Origin of the sequence: Mesorhizobium sp. B1-1-5 (assembly GCF_006443065.1) — a bacterium.
Taxonomy (GTDB): Bacteria; Pseudomonadota; Alphaproteobacteria; order Rhizobiales; family Rhizobiaceae; genus Mesorhizobium.
In genome coordinates this window covers 31,327-48,321 of sequence record NZ_VFWS01000004.1, presented here as the reverse complement: position 1 = coordinate 48,321, position 16,995 = coordinate 31,327, and the positions used below count along the sequence as shown (strand labels likewise).

Below are 16,995 nucleotides of genomic sequence, written 5' to 3'. Positions count from 1 at the left end.
TATGGCAAACAGCGCAGCACAAGCAGTCGCGAGACCGGCGATCGCGAGGCCGGAGCCGGCAATTCACCGGCTGACGGTGCTGGTCGCGCTCGGCGATGCCCAGCGCGCCGAGCAGCTTGCCGATGCGCTGGCCGCGAGCGACGATCTGGCGCCGGCCTTGGCTGGAAGCGGCGTCGGCCAAATGGCGGAGGTCGCCATCGCCGATGAGGCCGGCCTGGAAAGCCGGGTTGTCAGTTCGGCCACCCCAATCGTCCTGCTTTCGCGGCGTGCGGGCAGCGAGCAGGTGGCAGACAACGTGCTGGCCGTGCTGCCTGCCTCCGCAGATGGCCTGCTGATCGCCGCCGCGGCGCGATTGGCGGCCTCAGGCTACCGCGTCGGCAAGGCGGCGCCGTCGGAGGCCGCGCATGGCGATTTCCACGATGACGAGCCTGTCGAGGAAGAGACGCCTGACGACAACCAGCCTCGCCCGGCTTTGTCGCCGCGCGAGGCGGAGGTGTTGGCGCTGCTCGCCGAAGGCGCGCCAAACAAGGTCATCGCCCGGCGGCTCAACATTTCCGTGCACACGGCGAAGTTCCATGTCGCCGCCATCCTGATCAAGCTCGGCGCCGCCAACCGCACGGACGCGATTGCTATCGCGATGCGGCAGGGGCTGGTGCTGGTTTGACGCCTCAAACAGCGGGTTCGATATCGGTGAGCCGAAAATGGTCGCCCTTGAACAGAAGCGGCATCGCCTCGAGCCGGGCGGTGGCGTAAGCGATGCAGGCGCCAAAGTTCAACGCTGCGGGATGACGACCCTTGCCGTAGCGCAGGAAAGCGTAGCGCGCGATGGCCGTGTGGTCGGCGGTGAAGGCGATCGTCTCGATCGAAGCCGTGCGCAGGAAGGCGTCGAACGGCTCCAGGATTTCATCCTGCCACCCGCCGGCGAGCACCATGCTCGTTTCGAGAAGGGTGGGCGCTGCGATCAATCGCCTTGTGGCATTCGCAATCGCCCGCACGAAACGATCATGACCCGGCTCGGCGCGGAGGATCGCGACCAGGGCCGATGAATCGATGATCATCGCGTCGGGATTCCAAGATCGTCGTAACCGAGGATCTCATCCTCGGTCATCGCATTTTCCCGCCTCGGAATCCGCGCGCCGCTGTCCGAAATCGCCATCAGACGTTGAAAAAGATCGCTGCTTTCGTCGCGAGGCACAAGCCGCTCGCGTGCAACTTCGCGCTCGAGGGACTGACGGATCGCCTCCGTCACCGACACGCGACGTCGGCGGGCTAGCTCGCGCGCCAACTGCTCGACTTCCAAATTCTTGATCGATAGAGCCATTATATATTCTACCTGCTTGTCTAGAATATATATCGCTCCTGCAAAGCTCGGCAAGACGACAAGGCTCCGCAGCGTCATCACGGACCACATGCGCGCGCCCTTGTGTCCGCGGGTCGGTGCGGGCAAGGATCGCACCGAAGAATGACGGGAGGCAAAAAATGTCGCTCCACGGAAAGACGCTGTTCATCTCGGGCGGATCGCGTGGCATCGGGCTGGCGATCGCGCTGCGCGCGGCGCGCGACGGCGCCAATGTGACGATCGCGGCCAAGACCGCCGAGCCGCATCCGAAGCTGCCGGGCACCATCTACAGCGCGGCGGAAGAGATCGAGCGGGCCGGCGGCAAGGCGCTGCCGGTGCTTTGCGACATCCGCGACGAGGCGCAGGTCGCCGATGCGGTGGCAAGAACCGTCGAGCGGTTCGGCGGCATCGACGTCTGCGTCAACAATGCCAGCGCCATCCAGCTCACCGGCACGCTGGAGACCGACATGAAGCGCTACGACCTGATGCACCAGATCAATACGCGCGGCACCTTCCTGGTCTCCAAAATGTGCGTTCCCCACCTTAAGTTGGCAAAGAATCCTCACATCCTGAATCTGTCGCCGCCGCTCGACATGAAGGCCAAGTGGTTCAAGAACCATGTCGCCTACACCATGGCCAAGTTCGGCATGTCGATGTGCACGCTGGGCATGAGCGCCGAATTCGTCAAGGACGGTATCGCGGTCAATTCGCTATGGCCGATCTCCACCATCGATACCGCGGCCGTACGCAATCTTCTGGGCGGCGCCACAGTGGCCGCGATGAGCCGCTCGCCCGACATCATGGCCGACGCCGCGCATGCGATCTTCATGCGCCCGTCGCGCGAAGCGACCGGCAATTTCTACATCGACGAAGAGGTGCTGCGCGCCGAAGGCGTGACGGACTTTTCGATCTATGCGCCGGACGCCAAAGGGGCACTTGCCGGCGATTTCTTTGTTCCTGACGAGGTGTTCGCCAATTCGAACACGAAGATAACGCGAGCCTTTTAGAGGTGTCTCGGATAATCCATCTGTTGATGTAAAATACGAACAACGTCAATGGATTGCCCACTCATCCGCAGATACACGACGTGCGAGCCGACTGAATATTTCAGCAGGCCAGGTCGAACATCCGACGCGTTTCGTGCTATCGCCGGAAACTGGTCTATCAGATTGATCATGGAGTGGATGGAGCGGATGTAGGCTTCTGCCCGCTCTGCGCCCCATTGGCTCAGCGAATAATCCCAGATACCATCAAGGTCCCGCCTCGCTTTCGGCGAAAACCGGACCGTTCTTTTCATCCGCGTTTCTTTGCCTTCAGAAACGCCTCAATGTCGAACGGCTCGGGGTTGCCCGACATGTCTCCTTCGTCGATAGCGGCACGCAGCTGCTCGAGTTTCAATTCTTGTTCTTCGAGAAGGCGAAGACCGGCACGGACGGTTTCACTTGCCGAGCCGAAGCGGCCTTTCGCTATTTGCCGTTGGATGAAAGCATCATACTGATCGCCAAGGGTCACGGAGGTGTTTTTGGGCATCTCTCATCTCCAATACCAATAGATGGTATCAAGGCGCCGTCAAGCTGACAAGCCTAGGCCAAATCCGTCGGAGCGTTTCACCGTTTCACGGAAAAGGCGAACCGCTCCATCTTTTGTTTTGACGCAAGTCCAGACGGAAGGCTACGGCGAAGGCGCCGGGCGTAACCGCTCACACTTTTCCTGGAATTTGCTCTGGGCGTATTTCGGCCAGGTGACACAGGTTTTCAAGGCAAAAAACCCCGCCGGGGAGGGGGCCCGGCGGGGCTCGACGTGTCCCGCTGGAGTCGGGACAGGGCAGGGAACGCCCTGTCTGGAATCTGGGTGCCGCAATGCGGCAATTCAATGAGCAGGGCGGGCCAGGCAGGACAATTCTTCTTGAGCCGGCAAGGAAAAAAGCCCATCCGGGCGACGGACTTTCATCTTGCGCGCTGATTCCGAAAATCCGGACAGCATCTTGAAATCAAACGCTAAACCGCGACGCGCTGAAACGGATTCAGCGCGTCGCAGTTTACGTCTCCTTTCAATGCATGTTGTTGTCCCAAAACCGCTGCACAGTTCTGGGCGACATGCATCGATCACTGCCCGCTGTTGCTCGCCACCGGCGCCACCAGCGAAGTGATGCGGCGGATGGCGACACGCCGGTTCTCGCGGTTCGGACCGGGCGTGTTCACCTTGAGATACTCCTCGCCATAACCCTGCGTGGTGAGGTTCTCGGCCGGGATGCCAAAGGCGTTGGTGAGCGCCTCGGCCACCGCCTCGGCGCGGCGGTCCGACAGAGCGAGGTTCGCGTCCGGCGTGCCGACGGCGTCGGTGTGGCCTTCGATCAGGAAGGTCTCGGCCGGGTTCTTCTTCAGAAGCTTTTCCATGGCGGTGGCCACGCCTTCGAGCTTCTGCACCTCGGTGTCGGAGATCGTGGCCGAGCCGAAGTCGAAGTTCAGCGTGTCGAGATCGATACGCCGGGCGATGTCGCGCACGCGGGCCGAGCGCTTGACCTCGTCGATCGAGTAGAGGCGCTGCACCCTTTCTACCGGCGGCTGCTCGAGGAAGGTATAATATTCGTCCGGATCCTCGACTTCCTCCGAATCCAGGATGTAGTCCCGGCGCGGGATGTCGAGCCGCATCGGTGGCAGGTCGTCGCCGGGATCGCGCCACTCGTCGACGTCGTTATAGTAGCGCTCGTCGACATAGCTCAGCACATATTCGCGGCCATCCGATGTAACGCGAGATCGCCGGACGACGTCGCCATTACGGTTGCGGATGGTGATGATCCTGACGCCGTTGTCGCGCTCCACGATTTCGCGGGTGCGGCCGCCCGAAAGATCCTCGTAGTAAACATCCCTGGCGCCGCGGGTGATGCGAGGAGCTTCGTTGCTTTCCACGAATGTCTGGTTGTTGAACTGAAGGATCACCCGGTCGCCGAACTGCTTCACCACGTCGGCACCCTGCGGCCGGCGACGCTCGCGGACAACCTGCTCGGGCGTAAGCTCGATCCGCTTGCCCTTCTCCTGGTCCACTGGGACGATCTTTTCGGGCTTGATCGCCTGCTGCGCCGACTTGTCGTCGGTGGGCGGCGGGCCCTGATTTACGGGAGCCTGCTTCTCGGCCTGCTGGCCGGCTTGTTGCCCGGCCTGATTGCCGCCCTGCTGCTCGGCTTGATTACCGCTCTGTTCAGCGCCGGCTTGGCCAGTCTCGTTCTGGCCGGCCGGCTGGCGGCCCTTGTGCCTGCGCATGGCATCCTTCTGGCTGTCAAGCACAGGTGCCTCGTTCGGATTGGCAGGCGCCGCGCCCTGCGCGGCATTGCCGCCGCTTTCGGGCTGGTTATTGTTGGCAGGCTGATTGTTGGCCGGCTGTTCACCAGTGGCAGGCTGCTGCTGCCCGGTTGCGGGCTGCTCGGTCAGCGGTTTCTTGGCCTGCCTCTTGTTCTGGTTCGAAAGCTGTTCCTGTTGAGCCGGCGCTTGCTCGGTCTCGGCAGGTGCCTGCGCGGTTCCGGGAACCGGCAACGGCTTGAGCTTGCGAGAACCCTGGCCTGCTGGCGTCTGTTCGGCAGGGGTCTGGCTTTGCTCGGCAGGTTGCTGGGCCTGCTTGCGCCGCTTGCCGGGCTGGTTGTCATTTGCCGGCTGTTCTGACGGCTGTTCCGCGGGTGCGGCTTCCTGCTGCTGCTGATTGAGCTTCTTCTTGCGCAGTTGCTGCTGCTGGTCGGGCGTGGCCTGCTCGGCCGGAGCCGTCTCGCTTTGCTGCTGCTGATTGAGCTTCTTCTTGCGCAGTTGTTGCTGCTGGTCCGGTGCGGCCTGCTCGGCCGGTTGCTCAGCCGGCGCCGTTTCGGCCTGCTGGTTGCGCTTCTTCTTACGTGGCTGCTGCTCTTCGGTTGCAGGCTGACTGCCCTGATCGGCTGGAGCAGCTTCGGTCTGCTGGTCGCGCTTCTTGCGCGGCTTGAACTGCTGCTCGTCGGCCGCAGGCTGGCCGCCCTGGTCGGCGGGCGCTGCTTCGATCTGCTGCTGTTGGTCGCGCTTCTTGCGTGGCTTGAACTGCTGCTCGGCCGGTGCAGCTTCCCCGGACTGGGCGCCCTCCGTCTGCTGCTGCTCGTGCCGCTTCTTGCGCGGCTGTTGCTCGGACTCGGCGGGCGCGGCCTGTTCGGCCGGCGCCGATTCGCTTTGCTGCTGCTGCTCGCGCTTTTTTTTACGCGGCTGTTCAGCTCCACCCTGCGCGCATTCTTCGGCCGACTGCCCTTCGGCGCAGGCGGCCTGAGCCAGCACGAGCGGCGCTCCATGCAGGCCGCCGGAAGCGACCCCCCCCTGCAGCGGGTACGCGCCCAACGGCGCGGATGCCATAAGCAGGCCGATTGCCGTGCCCGCCAGAATCCGTGGTTGGCGTTTCATATCGATTTCTCCTAATGGGGTCCCATCCCTGCCCAAACTTTCATCAACCATAATTGGTTCCGTCGGGCATTGGCGCCAACCAAGGATGCCTGGCCGGCCTTTTGAAGGCAATTTCGTGTTTTTCTAATGTTGATACTGGGTCGCCGCCACACAGCGCTTGACCGCAAGGCCGCGGAGGGCCAAATCCAGCCAAATGACCGCGCCATTCTGGAAAACCAAGACGCTTGAGGCGATGACCCCGGCCGAATGGGAATCGCTTTGCGACGGCTGCGGCAAATGCTGCCTGTCGAAGCTCGAGGACGAGGATACGGGCGAGATCTTCTGGACGAGCGTCGGCTGCAGGCTGTTCGACGCCGAGAACTGCCGCTGCTCCGACTATGCCAACCGCCTGGCGCGGGTGCCCGATTGCGTCGGCCTGACGCCGCAGAACGTGCGCACCATCACCTGGCTGCCAAAGACCTGTGCCTACCGGCTTATCGCCGAGGGCCATGATCTCTACTGGTGGCACAGACTTGTTTCGGGAAGCGCTGAGACCGTGCACGAAGCCGGCATCTCGATCCGGGGCCGGGTGAAGGCCAAGGAAACCGATCTGGCCGAGCCGGACGATTATTTTGATTATATATTGGACGACGAACCGTAACCGGTTCGCGTCTGGACGACCGTAGCAGTTCGCGTCTGGATGACGAACCCTGACGAGGCGCTTTGACGAGGAACGACGAACCCTGCGGGTTCGCGTTTAGAATCCTGAAGGACCTCGCTTTTAAGCACTATGAGCGACGAACCCTGGCGGGTTCGCACCTAGAACCTAGGGGTTCGCGGTTTTGGCACGAGCGACGAACCCTGGCGGGTTCGCGCTTATATGAACCGGACATGAATGGCCGGTTCGCGGAAGGTTCAGACGCAAAAAGGCATTTTCCAATCATCGGTTCTACGGGCGACAGCCCAAAATAAGGAGAGAAGACGATGTTCAACACGATCAGGACGGCAGCCCTTTCGGCCCTTGTCGGGCTTGGCGCTTTGACCGCCATTCCGGCACATGCGGACAGCCTCTATCTCGGTTTTGGGGACAGACACGACCCGCGTTTCGGCATCTACACCGGCGACGATGACGGTTATCGCCGCGACTGGCGCCGCGACCGCGATTGGCGCGGCTGTTCGCCGGACCGCGCCCTCGACAAGGCCGAGCGCATGGGTCTGCACCGCGCCCGCATCGTCGACATCAGCCGCCGTACCGTGAAGGTGGCAGGCCGCCAGTATGGCGACCGTGTCGTGGTGGTGTTCGCCAACGAGCGCGGTTGCCCGATCATCTATCGCTGAGGCTGAAAGGACGATCCTCTGCGAGGATCGCCTATGCGGACGATCCTCTGCGAGGATCGCCTATGAAACGCCCCGCAGGATGATCCTCCGGGGCGTTTTGCTAACGGCATGTCTGCGGCTGGGCTGGATATCACCTCAGCTCGAAAGTGACCGTGACCTGGACGTTGTAGGAATTCTCGCCGGCCTGCACCGGGACGGCCGAACGGGCCGCATCGAACGACTTGGCCGCCATCGGCATCGGCACCGGTGCGATATTCTGGTCCGTGATCTCGAGCACCTTGCCCAGACTGACGCCGGCCGCTTCGGCGAGCGTCTTTGCCCTGGCCATCGCGTCGGCGACGGCCTTCTTGCGCGCCTCGGTGATCGTGGCCTTCGGATCGTCATTGGTGAAGGCGATGCCGCCGCCCTGGTTGACGCCGAGCGACACCGCCTTGTCCAGAATCTCGCCGGTCTTGTCGACGTTGCGCACGCGCACCGACAGCGTGTTGGTCACCTGATAGGCGACGAGCTGGGCTTCCTGGCTGCCGTCGGCCTTGTTGGTGTAGTTGTAGCGCGGGTTGATCTGGATGCCGGCGGTCTGCAGGTCGCGTTCGGCGATGCCGGCGGATTTCATCGCCGCGATCACCGCCGCCATGGCGTCGTTGTTGGCATCGAGCGCTTCGCGCGCGCTCTTGGCCTCGCGCATGACGCTGAGCGAAAGGATCGCCATGTCCGGCGCCACGGTCGCTTCGCCTTCGCCGGACACGATGATGCGTGGCGGAGGCTGGATGTCGGCGGCGCTCGCCAGCACCGGGAACGCGACCGCGGCAGCGAGCGCGATGGGCAAAAGATGTCTGGTCATGAAAACTCCTCGAAGTCTGCGGTCTGCCGCCCGTGCCGCATCTGCCTCGGCCCGCAAAAGGCATCGATTTCCCGGCAGTGCGGCGCAAGGGTTGGACCTTTCTCGCGCCATATGGGCGCAGGCCGCTCTACGGCGCGAATATGGGCTGATTTTGGCGTTTTGCGCCAGAGTTTTCGAAAGCCTTGTGCGGACGAGCGAAAAACACTAAGCCAGCCCGCGTGGGGCCTGTAGCTCAATGGTTAGAGCCGGCGGCTCATAACCGCTTGGTTGGGGGTTCGAGTCCCTCCGGGCCCACCATTATCATTATTTATCAATGGCTTACGGGTCGGTTCGCCAACAGGTTCGCCAAAAGGTTCGCCAGCAACGGCTTGCGGGTGACGAGCCGCACGACCCGATCCATGCCTTGCACCGCCAGACGAACCTGTGATGCCTCGCGTGAATAGAGTTCCGCGTGATCGATGTCGTCGTGCCCCAGCACATTCATGAGCTGTCTGGTCGAGGCCTCTGCCTCGGCGAGATAAATGCCAAGCGACTTTCTCAGTCCGTGCAGCGTCAGCCCTTTCGGAAGCCCGGCGAGCTTGCACCAGCGAGCCATGGTCCAGGTCAGGGATTTGGCGGAGAAGGGCTGGCCGTCGAGGCTGGATTTATCAAAGATGGTAGCGGGAGGTCGCTACCGCCGTTCCCCACACTAAGGGGACGTACGATACTTCCTCCGTTGTCCTCCGTTGTTGCGCGTAGTGGTGGTTCACCTCTATGTCGCTTTGATCCGTCGAGAACGGAAACTTTGACCCGAAGCAGGGTATTGGCAAACCTTGGTCCAGATTTTCGGGGGGCGGTGCTCACTCCATGTCGAGATGGTGTTGGAACATCGCGGCCCGCGAGCCACTCATGATCGTCAAACCGCGCATCCTTCCTTATCGAAGAAATGCAGATGCTCGGGTGCAGCCTTCAACCCAACCTCGGCGCTAATTTCAGGCATTGTCCCCTGGTTATGGATCACGAGGCAAGTCTGGCCCCCGTCCAGTTCGACATGAATGAGCGTGACGGCGCCGGTGTATTCGGCGAGCCTTACCTTGCCGCGCAGCGTTTCGGCCGAGGGCTGCACGAGCGACAGGTGCTCGGGCCGGATACCGACCGAGACAGCCGTCGCGGGCACGGACGCGCCGTGGCTGATCGGCTGCCCATCGGCCAGCGGCAGTATGTTCATCTTCGGGCTGCCGATGAACTGGGCGACGAAGATGGTGCCAGGGCTTTTGTAGAGGACGCGGGGTGTGCCAACCTGCTCGATCTTTCCTTCGCGCAACACGACGATCTTGTCGGCAAGGGTCATGGCTTCGATCTGATCATGGGTGACGTAGATCATCGTGGTCGACAGGCGTTGATGCAGCGCCGCGATCTCGGAGCGCATGTGGACACGCAGTTCGGCGTCGAGGTTCGAAAGCGGTTCGTCGAAGAGAAAGACGTCGGGATTGCCGACGATGGCGCGGCCGATGGCCACGCGCTGGCGCTGTCCACCCGACAGTTGACGCGGGAAGCGGTCAAGCAATGGTTCGAGCTTCAGCGTCGAGGCGGCTTCCGAGACGCGCCGGGCGCGCTCACCGGCCGGCACTTTGCGGACCTTGAGGCCGAAGCCCATATTGTCGCGCACCGTCAGATGCGGATAGAGCGCATAGGACTGGAACACCATGGCGACGCCGCGTTTGGCTGCCGGCACCTCGTTGACGATGCGACCGCCGATCGAAAGCTCGCCTTCGCTGATATGCTCCAGGCCGGAGATCAACCGCAGCAGCGTCGACTTTCCGCACCCCGACGGGCCGACGAAGACGACGAACTCGCCGTCCTCAATCTCCAGATCGACGCCACGGATGACCTCGACCGTGCCGAAGCGCTTGCGAATATCCTTGAGCAGAACCTTGGTCACGACTTGCCTTATCCCTTGACGCCGGAGAGCGCGAAGCTCTCGATGATCTGGCGCTGGGCGATCAGATAGATGATGAGTATGGGAACTACGGCCAGGCTCGTCGCCGCCAGTTGCAGGTTCCACAAAGGCAGGCCGTAGCTGTCGTTGAAGTTGGACAGCGCCAGCGGCAGCGTGAACTTATCGAGCGAACTGAGGAAGATCAACGGCTCGAGGAACAGGTTCCACGAATGCAGGAATGTGATGATCGCAACCGCGGCAAGTGCCGGCCGCGCCATTGGCAGGGCGATCTTCCGCCAGACGCCGAACCGCGACAGCCCGTCCACCTTGCCGGCTTCTTCGAGTTCCCTGGGCAGCGCCAGGAAGAACTGGCGCATCAGGAATGTCGCCACCACGCCCTGCGGGCCGAAGACCGGCAGCAGGATGAGCGGCCAGTGCGTGTCGATGAGGCCCATGGTGCGGATCAGGAAAAAGTTCGGGATGATGGTGACCTCTTCCGGCACCATCAGAGCCATCACCAGGAACAGCATCAACAGTCCAGCGCCGGCGAAGCGGATGCGGGCGAGTGCGTAGCCCGCGAGCGAGGCGATGAACAAGGTCAGCGCCGTCACGGTCGCTGCGATGTAGAGCGAGTTGAAATACTGCCGCGCGAAAGGCTGATAGGCGAACACTTCCGCGAAGTTCTCGAAGCGCCAGACGCGGGGGATCAAGGTCGGCGCGCCGAAGATTTCGGTGGTGCTCTTAAAGCCGCCGGAAATCATCCACAGGAACGGGAACACGAAGGGCACAGCCAAAAGCAGCAGGGCCACGGTCCAGCAGATGCGGTAGAGAGTCTCGATCCGGCGCGGGGTCATTCCATGTCCCTCCGCCGCAGCATCACCTGCACGAGGGTGAGCGCCATGACGATGGCGAACATGATCAGCGCAAGTGCCGCCGCATAGCCGACATTGAAGAATTTGAAACCCTGCTGGTAGATGTAGAAGGCCAGCACCAGGGTGCCGTTTTCCGGGCCGCCGCCGGTCATCTGATAAATGTGGTCGAACACCTTGAACGAACCGATCGTCGTCAGCACCATGATGACGAGCGTCGTCGGCGCGAGCAGCGGCCAGGTGATCATGCGGAAGACCTGCCAGCGCGAGGCACCCTCCAGCGTCGCGGCCTCCTCATAGTCGCGCGGTATCGATTGAAGTGCGGCGATATAGAGGATCATGTTGAGCCCGACCATCTTGATGACGCGGGTGACGATAACGGCCGCCATCGCCCAGTTGGGCTCGCGCAGCCAGTTCGGACCATTGATGCCGATCCATGCGAGCATCTGGTTCACGGCGCCGCCTTCACCCTGCAGCATGAATTTCCAGACGATCGCCCAGGCGATCGCCGACGTGACCACCGGCGCGAAGAAAACCGTGCGAAAGAAGACGACGCCGAAGAACGGCCGCGACAGGGCCAGCGCAAGCGAGAGCGCCAGCGCCATGTTGAGCGGCACCAGCCCGAGCGCAAAGACCACTGAATTGCGCACGACATGCCAGAAATCGGGATTTTCCAGCAGGGCATTTTCGAAATTGCGGAGCCCGACGAATGTCGCCTGCTGACTGAGCAGGTTCCACTCGGTCATCGAATAATAGAAGATGGCGACCAGCGGCCCCAGGAAGAAAATCAGGAAGCCGATGAAGGTCGGGCTGACGAACAGCCAGGCCTCCAGCATTTCCCTGGTTTTCAAGGTCAGCCACGGCGCGCCTGGCTGGCGCGCCGCATTGTCTCGCGATGCCGTGCCGGCCACGAAGCGCGGTCCTCTCAGAGCAGCGGCTGGATGGCGGCGCAGACGCCTTTCAGCGCCTCCTCGACATTGGCATCGGCGCGCCACAGCGCGTCGACGCGCGGCGCCATCGCGGCGAAGATCTGCGGCACGTGCTCATGCGAGGGGTGGACGCGGCCGTTGACGATCGCGGCGGCGACATTCTTCATCTGCGCCGGCGGGATCAGCTTGTTGGAATTGACGAAGGCATCGCTTTCAAGAACGCTCTTGCGGGCCGGCGGGAAGAACTGCGCCATGACAGCGACATTCTCCTTGCTGGTCATCTCGGTCACCAGCTGGGCGGCAAGCTCGGTGTTTTTGCCGGAGGCAAAGACGGTCAGCGCGGCCTGGCCGATGACAGGAGCCTCGCCCGCCGGTCCCGAAGGCAGCGGCGCGATGCCCCATTTGAAGCCCGCCTCGGGCATTTTCGAGGCGCGCGAGATCTGGTTCACGGTCATGGCCGAATTGCCGGAGAAATAGTCGCCCTGTTCTCCCGGCGGTACGATCGACTTGTCCTTGAACACCATATCGTGGAGCTGTTTGATGGCGGCCACCGCTTCCGGCTTGTCGAGGCCGCACTGGCCGTTGGCCCACAGATCGCCGCCATAGGCGCGCACGGGCGGCAGCAGCGCATGCGTCATGCGCGAGGCGTAGCCTTCGCCGTCCTTGAACTCGAAGCCCCATTTGCCGGGATTGGCCTCGGTGAGCTTCTTCGCCACCTCCTGGAATTTCTGCATGTTCCATTCGCCCTTGGCGGCGAGCTGGTTGGGGTCTTCAAGGCCGGCTTTGTCGAACATGTCCTTGTTGTAGTAGATCAGGAAAGGCGAGGTCGAGAACGGCACGCCAAGCACCTTGCCGTCCTTCTGCCACAGCGCCATCGCCGGCTGGGTGAAATCGTCGAAATCATATCCCTGGGTCGCCTTCAGCGTCGGGCCGATGTCCATCAGCAGCCCGGCATTCTCGAAGGCGGGTGCGGCATCCTCCATCATCCAGGCGATGTCTGGAGCATTGCCGCCGGCGACCTGGAAGGTGAGCTTTTGCGTATAATCGGCGACGGGAACGGTTTCGAATTTCACCGTGACGCCCGGGTGCTTGGCGATGAAACCGGCGGCGATGCTGTTCAGCATCTTGAGATGGGCCTCGCTGCCGGTCCACACGGTTACCCTCAGTTCCTGCGCCAGCGATTGCGCCGACAGGGCGAAGAGTGCCAGCGCCGATAATGCGAATTTCAGTGCGGTCTTCATGGTTTCCTCCCGAAACGATGATGGTTCAATCGACGGCCCGGCCCGATAGCCGGCGGCGGCGTCTTGTCATGCGGTTGTTCCCGGCAGCACGCCGGGCGCATCGCCGATCGTCCAGCCGCCATCGACGGGGATGTCGGCGCCGGTGACGTAGCGGGCGGCGTCGCTGCACAGGAAAACGAAAGCGCCGACGAGGTCGTCGGCCTGGCCGTGGCGGCCGGCGGGGATCTTCGCCGCGACCGCCTGGCGGAAAGCGGCGTCGCGGTAGCGCGCGGCCGTCGCCTCTGTCTCGACTGCGCCGGGCGACACCACGTTCATGGTGACGCCATGCGGAGCCACCTCACGTGCCATGGCGCGCATCGCCGTCAGTTGCGCCGCCTTCATCGAAGCGTAGACGATCGTTTCGGCGCGCGGACGCCTGGCCATGACGCTGCCGGTCGCGACCACACGTCCCCAGCCGCGTTTGGCCATGGCCGGGACAAGCCGCGTGGCCAAGGTCAGCAAGGCCGTGAAGTTTGCTGCGACATGGGCTTGGATATGCGCTTCGTCGACCTCGCTCCATGCACGCCGCCGCTCGATCGCCCCATTCGAGATGAGGATGTCGATGGGGCAGGCGGCAACGTCGTCCGCGAAAGCCGACATTGCCTTGCTGTCGGTGAAGTCGGCCTCGAGAACCGCGGTGCCGGGGCCGATGGCCGCCGCCGTGTCGCGCGCGCCGGCGGCGTCGCCGAAATGATGCAGCGCGACCGAAGCGCCATGCTCGGCAAGGGCGATCGCCACGGCGCGGCCGATGCCTGAGCTGGCGCCGGTGACCAGCGCACGACGGCCGACCAGCGAAAAGCGGTCGCGGCTCACGACGATTGCTCCCCGAGCTTGTCGGCGACTTCGAAGGAAGCGATGTCGGCGGCGTCGAAATGCGCGTGGATGCGCTTGTCGGCGAGGTCGGTGTCGCCCGCCGCGATCGCGTCATAGATCGCTTTGTGCCGCTCGACGGTCGCCCGCCAATCCGCCTCGGTGCGGTTGGAGCGCCGCGAGAACAGTTCCGAAACCTCGCGCTGGACTGAGCGCATGCTTTCCATCTGGATGCGGATCATGGAGTTGCCGGTGGCGACCGCGAGGCCGAGATGGAACAGGATATCGGCCTGCGTGAAATCGCCCGGCTTGCCGATGTCTTCATGCATGTCGTGCAGGGCCTGGCGCATCATCTCAAGCCCGCGCGGGTCGCGACGCTCGGCCGCCAGACGGGCGATGCCGACCTCGATGACGCGGCGCATCTCGTTGGCTTCCTGCAATCGCGTCAGGCTGGAGCGGACCGCATAAGCGTAGATGCGGTCCATCGGCTCGCCGCTCAGCGCCCTGGCGCGGGCGACCTTGCCCTGCTGCGTCGACACCAGGCCGGCATTGGTCAGCTGGCGCAGCGCCTCGCGCGCGATCGGCTTGGAGACGCCGAATTCCCTGGCGATCTCGCCTTCCGGCGGCAGCGCTTCGCCAGGCGCGATGCGTCCGTCGAACAGGGCCGCGGCGATGGCATCGGAGACGCCGTCGGCAAGCCGGGACGGACTTGCGAGCTTTGCGGCGAAAACCGACTTGCGGGTGTCTTCTGCGGTCATTCGGGTTCCTTTCAGGACTGCCTAGCATGAATGGCTAAAACATAGCAACTAAGTTTTATGGTTGCTAAGTTTATAAGTGGACGTTACAAGCCATCCGGAAGGACGTTTGGAGGCGATGCGCGTGAGCGATCCAGTCGCGGCGGGACCGCTGAAGATTGCCGAGGTGATTGCCCATCCCCTCAGCCAGACACTGCCGAGGCCGACGGTCACCTCCTGGGGCGTCTATGAAAAAGTCTCGCTGGTGCTGGTCGAGGTGCGCACGGCCGAGGGCATCGTCGGCGTCGGCGAAACGCTGGCGCGGTTTTCGCCCAAAGCCTATGTCGAATTTATCGAGAGCTCGCTCAAGCCGCGCCTGCTCGGCCAGGACGCGCGCAACATCGGCGGCTTGTGGCAATCCATGCGCCGCGCGCTGTCGGGCCGGGCAGGGGGCGTGCTGATCGAGGCGATCGCCGGCGTCGATATCGCGCTTTGGGATATACTGGGCAAGGCGACCGGACAGCCGATCGCGAAACTTCTCGGCGGCATCGGACGCGACCGCATCGACGTCTACGCCGCCGCCGTCAACTGGGTCGACGACAAAGCCGCCGACGCTGAACTCGATCGCTATGTCGGCGAGGGCTTCACACGCATCAAGGTGAAGATGGCGCGGCCCGTGCTCGAGGCCTGCAGACGGATCGAGCGCGTGCGCAAACGAGCTGGCAACGCGATCGGGCTCTGCGTCGATGCGAACTGGGCCTACGATCTGGACGAGGCCGTCGAGGTCGGACGTGCGCTTTCGGCAAACGGCTATTTCTGGTTCGAGGAGCCGCTGCGGCCGGAGAACGAGCAGGGCTATGAGGAACTGCGCCGGCGCTGCGACGTGCCGCTGGCCGCGGGCGAGAGCAATTTCACCCTCGACCAGGCGCAACGCCTGATCGCCAACCGGACACTGTCGGTGCTGCAGCCCGACGTGGCGCGCGCGGGCGGCATCTCCGAGACGCGCCGCATGGCGGATTACGCTGCCGCGCACGACGTCCGCTACGCTCCGCATATCGGCATGTCGGGCATTGTCTGCGAGACCGCGAGCGTCCACTTGGCGGCAGCGGTGCCGAATTTCGGCGTCATGGAATGCGAGTGCGACGCCAGCCCTTTCAAGACGAGTTTGGCCGATCTGGCGCCCGGCTGCGTCAGGCAGAAGAACGGCACGCTCGATGTCCCGCAGCGGCCGGGGCTCGGCATCGAAATCGACTGGAATGCCGTCAAGAAACTAAAAGCCGGATGAGGCCGAGATGAAGAACCAGGCTCCAAACCAGGCCGGCGACCTGACCGAGGCGATGCGGCTGGCGCTGCTGCGCGCGGATCCCGCGCTCAGCCGCTTCGACCCGCTGCCGCGGATACTGTCGTTCGACAATTTCGCGCGCGGCCATTGCGGCTGGTCACAGCTTGTCGGCAATTATGAGGACGATCTGGACACGATGCTGCCGGGCTACGCGCAGCATACCAGCGCGATGCTGTCGACGCTCGCGCACTGGGACGCCGGCTCGCATGGCGGGATGGATTCATCCTATGCGCTGAAGATCGCGACACGCCCGCTGCCAGGGGCCCGCAACGTCGTCATCAAACGCCATACATTCAGGAAACGCGGGCCGATCCGTTTCGAAATGTATTTTACCTTCAAGCCCGAGGCCAATGCGCTCAAGCTGTCGGAAACCGATGTGCGCTCCGTCGGCCTCCTCTTCGACCTGCAAGGGGGAGACCAGGACGGCAACAGCAACAACGATCGCGTCATGCCGCATCTGCGCTTTCTGAACGCGCTCGACGGCCAGCATCTGCAGAAATGGCAGTACAAGCGCGAGACCGAAAGGATCATCCCGATCGGCACCGACAACAAGACGATCAGCCACTACCATCTGTCGCCGGAGGGCTGGGTCGATCTTCCCGATGGATCGCAGCGCCTTTGCTACAACGAGATTCCCACCAAGGTGAACTGGACGTATCTGTGCTTCGATTTCGATCTGGCGACGATGACGGCGCTGGGGTTGCGCTGCAACGATCGCAGCTTCGATCTCTCGGGATTCGATTCGATCCGCATTCCGGCGATGAAGAACCTGTGGTGCATGCTCAATTTTGGTCTGTTCGCCGAAACCGACATTGCCAAGCGGGCCTTCCTCTACGTCGATTCCATCTGCATTTCCGGAGATTTCTGATGCTGCCCGAGAACATCACCGCGGTCGTCTCGCGCAACGAGCGCTGGCGCGGCGAGGCGGCCAGCGAGCCTTACGAGGCGGGATGGGCGCGCGAGGCGATCTTCTTCGTGCGCGCGCTGAAACAGCCTGTCGGCCCCACGGCAACGGCGTGGGTCGAGATCTCGCCGGATGGAATGCACTGGCTGCGCGAAGGCACCGAAATTGCCATGCCGGCCGAGCGCGACGGTGTGGCAATGGCGCGGCTTAGCCATTTCGGCAACTGGCTGCGTATCGCGGCGCGGTTCGACAGCGGCGCGGAGTGCAGCGTGCTCGTAACGCTGCACCTGAAGGCCTGACCACCAG

The 16,995-nt window shown here is 63.1% G+C and carries 19 protein-coding genes, 1 tRNA gene and 1 pseudogene; 8 read left to right on the top strand and 13 right to left on the bottom strand.

The window, feature by feature from the left end; genetic code table 11:
* Nucleotide 1 precedes the first annotated feature (1 nt).
* The gene (locus FJ980_RS02765; protein WP_140541421.1) at nucleotides 2-664 is read left to right on the top strand and encodes a helix-turn-helix transcriptional regulator; all 663 of its coding nucleotides are present in this window, start codon (nucleotides 2-4) and stop codon (nucleotides 662-664) included.
* A gap of 4 nt (nucleotides 665-668) precedes the next feature.
* Here the strand turns inward: FJ980_RS02765 and FJ980_RS02760 are convergent, their stop codons facing one another.
* Both FJ980_RS02760 and FJ980_RS02755 read right to left on the bottom strand, forming a co-directional pair.
* Complete coding sequence (locus FJ980_RS02760) at nucleotides 669-1,058, bottom strand: type II toxin-antitoxin system VapC family toxin (protein WP_140541420.1); 390 nt, start codon at nucleotides 1,056-1,058, stop codon at nucleotides 669-671.
* Nucleotides 1,055-1,321: a type II toxin-antitoxin system VapB family antitoxin gene (locus FJ980_RS02755; RefSeq protein ID WP_140541419.1), complete on the bottom strand. Its 267-nt coding sequence runs from the start codon at nucleotides 1,319-1,321 to the stop codon at nucleotides 1,055-1,057. Before FJ980_RS02755 ends, FJ980_RS02760 begins: the two co-directional genes overlap by 4 nt.
* Nucleotides 1,322-1,479: 158 nt before the next feature.
* Here FJ980_RS02755 and FJ980_RS02750 point away from each other — a divergent pair, with 158 nt between their 5' ends.
* Nucleotides 1,480-2,346, top strand: a complete 867-nt coding sequence (locus tag FJ980_RS02750; protein ID WP_140541418.1) for an NAD(P)-dependent oxidoreductase — start codon at nucleotides 1,480-1,482, stop codon at nucleotides 2,344-2,346.
* Here FJ980_RS02750 and FJ980_RS02745 read toward each other — a convergent pair.
* From FJ980_RS02745 to FJ980_RS02735, 3 genes are all read right to left on the bottom strand, one after another.
* Nucleotides 2,343-2,636: a type II toxin-antitoxin system RelE/ParE family toxin gene (locus FJ980_RS02745; RefSeq protein WP_140541417.1), complete on the bottom strand. Its 294-nt coding sequence runs from the start codon at nucleotides 2,634-2,636 to the stop codon at nucleotides 2,343-2,345. The two genes, FJ980_RS02750 and FJ980_RS02745, sit on opposite strands and share 4 nt — an antisense overlap.
* Nucleotides 2,633-2,869, bottom strand: a complete 237-nt coding sequence (locus FJ980_RS02740; protein ID WP_140541416.1) for a type II toxin-antitoxin system ParD family antitoxin — start codon at nucleotides 2,867-2,869, stop codon at nucleotides 2,633-2,635. The genes FJ980_RS02745 and FJ980_RS02740 overlap by 4 nt, the downstream gene beginning before the upstream one ends.
* A gap of 575 nt (nucleotides 2,870-3,444) precedes the next feature.
* Nucleotides 3,445-5,745, bottom strand: coding sequence for an OmpA family protein (locus FJ980_RS02735; protein ID WP_140541415.1), 2,301 nt, complete (start codon nucleotides 5,743-5,745; stop codon nucleotides 3,445-3,447).
* A 193-nt stretch (nucleotides 5,746-5,938) separates the two neighbouring features.
* On the opposite strand from FJ980_RS02735, the gene FJ980_RS02730 reads away from it, so the two are divergent.
* Both FJ980_RS02730 and FJ980_RS02725 read left to right on the top strand, forming a co-directional pair.
* Complete coding sequence (locus tag FJ980_RS02730) at nucleotides 5,939-6,385, top strand: YcgN family cysteine cluster protein (RefSeq protein ID WP_140541414.1); 447 nt, start codon at nucleotides 5,939-5,941, stop codon at nucleotides 6,383-6,385.
* A gap of 323 nt (nucleotides 6,386-6,708) precedes the next feature.
* Nucleotides 6,709-7,062: a hypothetical protein gene (locus FJ980_RS02725; protein WP_140541413.1), complete on the top strand. Its 354-nt coding sequence runs from the start codon at nucleotides 6,709-6,711 to the stop codon at nucleotides 7,060-7,062.
* A gap of 130 nt (nucleotides 7,063-7,192) precedes the next feature.
* On the opposite strand, the gene FJ980_RS02720 is transcribed toward FJ980_RS02725, so the two are convergent.
* Entirely contained in the window at nucleotides 7,193-7,903 is a 711-nt protein-coding gene (locus tag FJ980_RS02720) for an SIMPL domain-containing protein (protein ID WP_140541412.1), read from the bottom strand.
* Nucleotides 7,904-8,124: 221 nt separating this feature from the next.
* Here FJ980_RS02720 and FJ980_RS02715 point away from each other — a divergent pair.
* Nucleotides 8,125-8,200 (top strand) — tRNA-Ile (locus FJ980_RS02715).
* 13 nt (nucleotides 8,201-8,213) lie between these two features.
* Here the strand turns inward: FJ980_RS02715 and FJ980_RS02710 are convergent.
* From FJ980_RS02710 to FJ980_RS02680, 7 genes and pseudogenes are all read right to left on the bottom strand, one after another.
* Nucleotides 8,214-8,534 (bottom strand): annotated as a pseudogene (locus tag FJ980_RS02710) (tyrosine-type recombinase/integrase); the annotation flags it as partial.
* Between the two features lie 264 nt (nucleotides 8,535-8,798).
* Entirely contained in the window at nucleotides 8,799-9,824 is a 1,026-nt protein-coding gene (locus FJ980_RS02705) for an ABC transporter ATP-binding protein (RefSeq protein WP_140541411.1), read from the bottom strand.
* 8 nt (nucleotides 9,825-9,832) lie between these two features.
* The gene (locus FJ980_RS02700) at nucleotides 9,833-10,675 is read right to left on the bottom strand and encodes a carbohydrate ABC transporter permease (protein WP_140541410.1); all 843 of its coding nucleotides are present in this window, start codon (nucleotides 10,673-10,675) and stop codon (nucleotides 9,833-9,835) included.
* Entirely contained in the window at nucleotides 10,672-11,526 is an 855-nt protein-coding gene (locus FJ980_RS02695) for a sugar ABC transporter permease (protein WP_140541506.1), read from the bottom strand. The genes FJ980_RS02700 and FJ980_RS02695 overlap by 4 nt, the downstream gene beginning before the upstream one ends.
* 89 nt (nucleotides 11,527-11,615) lie before the next feature.
* Nucleotides 11,616-12,860 carry a sugar ABC transporter substrate-binding protein gene (locus FJ980_RS02690; RefSeq protein WP_140541409.1) on the bottom strand — a complete coding sequence of 415 codons (1,245 nt, stop codon included), beginning with the start codon at nucleotides 12,858-12,860 and terminating at the stop codon, nucleotides 11,616-11,618.
* Between the two features lie 66 nt (nucleotides 12,861-12,926).
* Nucleotides 12,927-13,712, bottom strand: a complete 786-nt coding sequence (locus tag FJ980_RS02685; RefSeq protein ID WP_140541408.1) for an SDR family oxidoreductase — start codon at nucleotides 13,710-13,712, stop codon at nucleotides 12,927-12,929.
* Complete coding sequence (locus tag FJ980_RS02680; RefSeq protein WP_140541407.1) at nucleotides 13,709-14,467, bottom strand: FadR/GntR family transcriptional regulator; 759 nt, start codon at nucleotides 14,465-14,467, stop codon at nucleotides 13,709-13,711. The genes FJ980_RS02685 and FJ980_RS02680 overlap by 4 nt, the downstream gene beginning before the upstream one ends.
* A 115-nt stretch (nucleotides 14,468-14,582) precedes the next feature.
* Here FJ980_RS02680 and FJ980_RS02675 point away from each other — a divergent pair, with 115 nt between their 5' ends.
* From FJ980_RS02675 to FJ980_RS02665, 3 genes are read left to right on the top strand one after another with little or no spacing between them, the layout of a single operon-like run.
* Nucleotides 14,583-15,728, top strand: coding sequence for a mandelate racemase/muconate lactonizing enzyme family protein (locus FJ980_RS02675; RefSeq protein ID WP_246676284.1), 1,146 nt, complete (start codon nucleotides 14,583-14,585; stop codon nucleotides 15,726-15,728).
* Between the two features lie 52 nt (nucleotides 15,729-15,780).
* A complete protein-coding gene (locus tag FJ980_RS02670) occupies nucleotides 15,781-16,653 on the top strand; it encodes a DUF6772 family protein (RefSeq protein ID WP_140541505.1) in 873 nt (290 codons plus the stop codon).
* Complete coding sequence (locus FJ980_RS02665) at nucleotides 16,653-16,988, top strand: hypothetical protein (protein WP_140541405.1); 336 nt, start codon at nucleotides 16,653-16,655, stop codon at nucleotides 16,986-16,988. The genes FJ980_RS02670 and FJ980_RS02665 overlap by 1 nt, the downstream gene beginning before the upstream one ends.
* Nucleotides 16,989-16,995: the final 7 nt, after the last annotated feature.

What these genes read in the sequence shown, in the direction of transcription:
- FJ980_RS02675 (WP_246676284.1), top strand. Translation starts at nt 14,583, where the DNA reads ATGCGCGTGAGCGATCCAGTCGCGGCGGGACCGCTGAAGATTGCCGAG.
- FJ980_RS02760 (WP_140541420.1), bottom strand. Translation starts at nt 1,058, where the DNA reads ATGATCATCGATTCATCGGCCCTGGTCGCGATCCTCCGCGCCGAGCCG.
- FJ980_RS02695 (WP_140541506.1), bottom strand. Translation starts at nt 11,526, where the DNA reads ATGCTGGAGGCCTGGCTGTTCGTCAGCCCGACCTTCATCGGCTTCCTG.
- FJ980_RS02740 (WP_140541416.1), bottom strand. Translation starts at nt 2,869, where the DNA reads ATGCCCAAAAACACCTCCGTGACCCTTGGCGATCAGTATGATGCTTTC.
- FJ980_RS02755 (WP_140541419.1), bottom strand. Translation starts at nt 1,321, where the DNA reads ATGGCTCTATCGATCAAGAATTTGGAAGTCGAGCAGTTGGCGCGCGAG.
- FJ980_RS02680 (WP_140541407.1), bottom strand. Translation starts at nt 14,467, where the DNA reads ATGACCGCAGAAGACACCCGCAAGTCGGTTTTCGCCGCAAAGCTCGCA.
- FJ980_RS02690 (WP_140541409.1), bottom strand. Translation starts at nt 12,860, where the DNA reads ATGAAGACCGCACTGAAATTCGCATTATCGGCGCTGGCACTCTTCGCC.
- FJ980_RS02720 (WP_140541412.1), bottom strand. Translation starts at nt 7,903, where the DNA reads ATGACCAGACATCTTTTGCCCATCGCGCTCGCTGCCGCGGTCGCGTTC.
- FJ980_RS02745 (WP_140541417.1), bottom strand. Translation starts at nt 2,636, where the DNA reads ATGAAAAGAACGGTCCGGTTTTCGCCGAAAGCGAGGCGGGACCTTGAT.
- FJ980_RS02735 (WP_140541415.1), bottom strand. Translation starts at nt 5,745, where the DNA reads ATGAAACGCCAACCACGGATTCTGGCGGGCACGGCAATCGGCCTGCTT.
- FJ980_RS02765 (WP_140541421.1), top strand. Translation starts at nt 2, where the DNA reads ATGGCAAACAGCGCAGCACAAGCAGTCGCGAGACCGGCGATCGCGAGG.
- FJ980_RS02700 (WP_140541410.1), bottom strand. Translation starts at nt 10,675, where the DNA reads ATGACCCCGCGCCGGATCGAGACTCTCTACCGCATCTGCTGGACCGTG.
- FJ980_RS02750 (WP_140541418.1), top strand. Translation starts at nt 1,480, where the DNA reads ATGTCGCTCCACGGAAAGACGCTGTTCATCTCGGGCGGATCGCGTGGC.
- FJ980_RS02665 (WP_140541405.1), top strand. Translation starts at nt 16,653, where the DNA reads ATGCTGCCCGAGAACATCACCGCGGTCGTCTCGCGCAACGAGCGCTGG.
- FJ980_RS02730 (WP_140541414.1), top strand. Translation starts at nt 5,939, where the DNA reads ATGACCGCGCCATTCTGGAAAACCAAGACGCTTGAGGCGATGACCCCG.
- FJ980_RS02670 (WP_140541505.1), top strand. Translation starts at nt 15,781, where the DNA reads ATGCGGCTGGCGCTGCTGCGCGCGGATCCCGCGCTCAGCCGCTTCGAC.
- FJ980_RS02725 (WP_140541413.1), top strand. Translation starts at nt 6,709, where the DNA reads ATGTTCAACACGATCAGGACGGCAGCCCTTTCGGCCCTTGTCGGGCTT.